This is a genomic window from Emticicia sp., assembly GCF_043780375.1.
In the GTDB taxonomy this organism is placed as follows: domain Bacteria; phylum Bacteroidota; class Bacteroidia; order Cytophagales; family Spirosomataceae; genus Emticicia.
In genome coordinates, this window is sequence record NZ_JAYWCU010000079.1 from 1 (window position 1) to 4,979 (window position 4,979).

General features: G+C 38.5%; 2 protein-coding genes. Both read left to right on the forward strand.

Annotation, left to right across the window (positions count from 1 at the left end):
- A partial coding sequence (locus ACH2CJ_RS06165; protein ID WP_394991376.1) for a hypothetical protein occupies positions 1-3,489 on the forward strand: 3,489 nt, incomplete at its 5' end.
- Between the two features lie 363 nt (positions 3,490-3,852).
- Positions 3,853-4,979 (forward strand): DUF11 domain-containing protein (locus ACH2CJ_RS06170; protein WP_394991377.1); only part of this gene is annotated, 1,127 nt, incomplete at its 3' end.

Sequence of the window (4,979 nt, forward strand, 5' to 3'; positions counted from 1 at the left end):
ACTATTTGTAGTGGTGGTACTACTTCTTTGACCGCAACAGTATCCAATGGAACGGGTACAACAAGCTATCAATGGCAATCCTCGACTGATAATGTTACACTTACGAATATATCGGGAGCAACGTCATCGACTTATGCATCGGGAGTTTTAACAGCAACCACCTATTATAGATTAGTTGCTACGCAAACAGGTTCTGGTTGTGGAACTGCGACTTCAGGCGTATCGACAATCACAGTTAATGCATTACCCTCTGCTCCAACTGCTACGGGTGCAACTCGTTGTGGAACAGGAACAGTTACTCTGTCGGCAAGTGGTTGTGCAGGAACTTATAACTGGTATGCTTCTTCAACTGGAGGAGCAAGTTTATCAGCAAATGCCACCTATACCACTCCAAGTATTTCCACCACCACTACGTACTATGTAGATTGCACAGTTAATGCTTGTGTAAGTACAACCAGAGACCCCGCTATTGCCACTGTCAATGCAATTCCGGCTGCACCAACAACTACTCCTGGAAATCGTTGCGGACCAGGAACAGTTGTACTTTCAAATAACTGTGCTGGTATAAGTAATTGGTTTTCAGCTTTAACAGGCGGCACGAGTCTCGGAACTGGAACAACTTTTACAACACCAAGCATTACATCAAATACTACTTATTATGCTGATTGTTCTTTAAATGGTTGTTTAAGCACATCAAGATCCTCAGCATTAGCTACAGTTTTGACTCCACCAACAGCTACGGCATCAAACTCAGGCGTACATTGTTTAGGAACAACTTTCAAATTGATTGGAGGCGGAAATGGTGTGAGTTTTTCTTGGAGCGGACCTGATAGTTTTACAAGTACGAGTCAATCTCCATTGGTGCCGAGTGCATCCGCAGCCATGGCAGGTGTTTATACTATTACTGTAATCGCCTCGAATGGTTGTACAACAACGGAAACTACAAACTTGGTTATTAATACAAATTGTAATAGTATTTGTACCAGTGTTGTACAACTTGTACCTACCAACCCGACTGGTTGTAGTGCAACTGATGGTAGTATTTTTGTAACAGAACATTCGGGTGGGCCATTTTATGAAAATAGTATTGATGGAATTACTTGGTACAACTCAGAAAAAACTTATTCTAATTTAGGCGTTGGTTATTATACTATTTTTATTAGAGATAAAACCTCCCAGATAATCTGTAGAACTGTTTCTGTAACACTTACTGCAATAACAACTGCGTATTATACAGGTGAAACGGTAACAAATGCCACATCTTGTACAGGTACTAATGGGAGTATTGTATTGCAGGGGGTTGTAGGCACTGATAAAGTTTCTTGGATTTCGTCAACTAACAGAACCTACGTAGCAGTTTCGACATTATCACCAACCAATACTATTTCAAATTTAGCAGCGGGTCAATATTATGTGATTGTTACACGGGGGGGGAATCCTCTTTTTTGTTATAGTGAAAGAATGGTAACTATTCCTAATTCAGGAACACCTTGTACAGCTGGTCTTTGTACTGCAAGTGGAAGTTCAAATTTATTTCCTAATGGGGATTTTGGTTCGGGTAGTAGTAAAATAGGTACTCCTTTGTTATCCAGCGAAACACAATATAGTTTTGCTCCGATGAATTGTGTTTCACCAAATGATGGTAATTACACCATTACTAATACGACTGATTGTAATGGAGCAACTGCTGGCGGTAATATATTTGGTACTTGGGATATTCTCACACAAGACCATACTATTGGTGATACTGATGGGTATATGATGATTGTAAATGCCTCATTTAATCCGGATATTGTAATCGAAAAAACTATTACTAATTTATGTCCTAACACAAAATATGAGTACAGCGTATGGATATACAATCTTTGCCCACCAACAAATACTTCAGGATGCCCCAATAAACCAAATTTAACTTTTTTGATTGATGGTGTTGGTAAATATAATACTGGAACTTTAAATACCTCAGGCTGGCAACAGGTTGGTTTTACTTTTAGTACTGGTAACTCTACTACCTCGACATTTAGTATAAGAAACAATACCCTTGGTGGTGTAGGAAATGACTGGGTAATTGATGACATATCTATTACGCAATGTTTACCAACTATTAACCAAAGTGCAAGTGCATTAAAGTGTATCGGCACAACAGCACAAACTGTTTCAGCTACTGTTACAGATATCAACCAACAATATCAGTATTATAAATGGCAAGAAAGTACGGATAATGGCTCTACTTGGGCGGATTTAACAAGTGCAACTTTAGCATCTTTTTCATCTAACACTTATACAGTATCTTATAACCTTCCAAGCCCAATCACATTGGCATTGAATGGTAGAAAATATAGAATTATTGTTGGTACTTCTACTACTAACTTGGCTAATTCTTCATGTTCGTTCCTAAGTACCGGAACAACAATTATCGTCCCAACAATAGTAGTTACAACATCTACTACTCAAACTATTTGTTTGGGAAGTAGTGCATCAATTACAGCGAATGCAACAGGTGGAACTTCTCCATATACATATACTTGGAATAATGGAGTTGGTACAGGTTCTCCCAAATCTGTTAGTCCTTCTTCAACCACCACTTATACTGTAACTGTTACCGATGCAAATGCTTGTTCAGCTACGGCTACAACTCAAGTAATAGTTAATGTCATTCCATCTGCACCGACCTCGACTGGAAATAGTCGTTGTGGCACAGGCACGATTTTATTAAGTGCCAGTGGCTGTGCAGGAGGGACAATCTCGTGGTACGGAGCCTTGACAGGCGGTTCTGCTTTAACCACCGGAGCAAGTTATACAACACCAAGTATTTCGGTAAGCACGACTTACTATTTAGAATGTAGCACGAATGGTTGTGTCAGTGCACGAGCATCAGTTGCTGCTACTGTTTATTCAATTCCTTCTGCTCCAACCATAACAGATGGAAGTAATTGTGGAACGGGTACAATAATACTTTCGGCAAGTGGCTGTCCTGGTGGAACGATTCAATGGTATGCCTCTCAAACAGGAACAACTGCATTAGCATCAGGAACGAGTTTTACTTTAACTTCTTTAACAAGTAGTACGGTTTATTTTGCTTCATGTACCGATGCAAATACTTGCGTAAGCACTACTCGAAACTATGGAGTGGCAACTATTAACCCAATTCCACAAGCTGAACTGACAAGTATAAATCCAACTTGCTTGGGTATGCAGTCGGTTAGTAACGGTAAGTTATTGCTCAATAAATTTGAAGGAATCGACTCGTTTTCGTATAACATTGGCTCAACTTATAACTCAGGTTCGGCAACGGCTTTTGCGGTGATTCCAGCAAACGGAGAGATTTTAACAGGAATAGCCGACCCAAGTACAAGTGTAAGTTATACAGTGAGAATTAAAAATATTGAAAATTGTACGATTGATAGAACAGTAACGATAGCCAAGCAATGTGGTGTTTGCCCCGTCAGTTATTGTGAACCGCCATCCAATATAGTGAAGACAAAATAATGAGTAGTACAAACCAAAAAAAGAATTATTTCTCAATAATTCTTTTTTTGGCATAAAGATTGTATAAGAGAGTTATTGAATGATAATGCTGCTTCCTGATAAAAATTTTTAATGTATAAGAAAAAGTAATGACTCTGTTAATGAAAAATTACCCATCTCTTGGAGACCTATTCTCGAATAGCAGCATACAAAATAGTATTGCGGTTATTCCTTTTTTATTTACGGTAATCTCTAAATTTTTTTCTTTAAGAAATATTATGAATATTCAATACAATAGTAATCAGTCGATAAAGATGAATTCTGAAAACCATAGTGCACAAACATACCAACCCATATACAATTACGAAGTTAAATTTAGAAATCATGAGGATATGTATACGCAATCCGATTTTAGAAAGAGAATTTAGTAAAAAAGTAGCCGTTTTTTTATTACCACTTTTGTTACTAAATATACAAAATGTCTTTGCCCAATCTATCCCTTGTGCCAGTCCAATTGTATATTTTCTTTCTACTGAAAATGTGAGTAGTGCCGCAGTAAGCGATGGAAAGATAAAACTCTATGGCGATGTAAATTCAACCCATAAAGTTGTTGTTTCGACTACTGCTCTTGCCGCACCCACTGGCAATGCTGAATTTACGAGTGCCGCTTTGTTTTCGACTTTTGCTAACGGATATATCAAAACAGATGCTCCCAACACAACTCAAACCTATTACATCCGTGTATATGCTCCCGATGGCTCGTGTTATACTGATAAAAGTATAACTTTTGAAAAAACAAACTTTACATCTACACCAAATAAACCCGATATTGATGTAATTGTAGCTCATAGCGGCGGGCAATTTGTCACCAAAAACACAGCATTTACTACCACTGTATCTGTTCGAAATCAAGGTACTGCAACGGCAACTGGTTTGGAAGTAACCGTAACGATTCCAGCGGGTATAACTATCGGAACAGCAACTGCTTCGGTAGGAACATATAATGCAGGAACAGGAAAATGGACGATTCCAGCATTAGCTATTGGTACCACAGTCTCTTTAACATTTGCAAATACAATATCAACAACAGAAGGTATAAAGTTTATTAATGCTGACTTAACAGCAGAAACAGAGACCGACTTAGACTCAAGCCCAACAACATCTAATATTGGTGAAGACGACCAAAGTGCAGCCTGTGTATCTACTCCTTATGAGTATTGTAATGGCAACACAATCGCCATCACATTACCTTCTTATACAGGAATAAAATGGTATAAGAATGGTACATTAATTACGGCCAGTAATAGTGAATACACACTTAACGCCAATGGGTCACTAACAATTTTATCAATTGGTGATTATACCTACGAAGTAAATATCAGCGGCACTTCTTGTCCGAGTGGGGGGTGTTGCCCAATCAGAGTGATTGCAGCACCACTACCAATTTTATCATTGACACCATCGCCTGTAACTTGTTTTGGTGGAAATAATGGTTCAATTAATGCTACTGC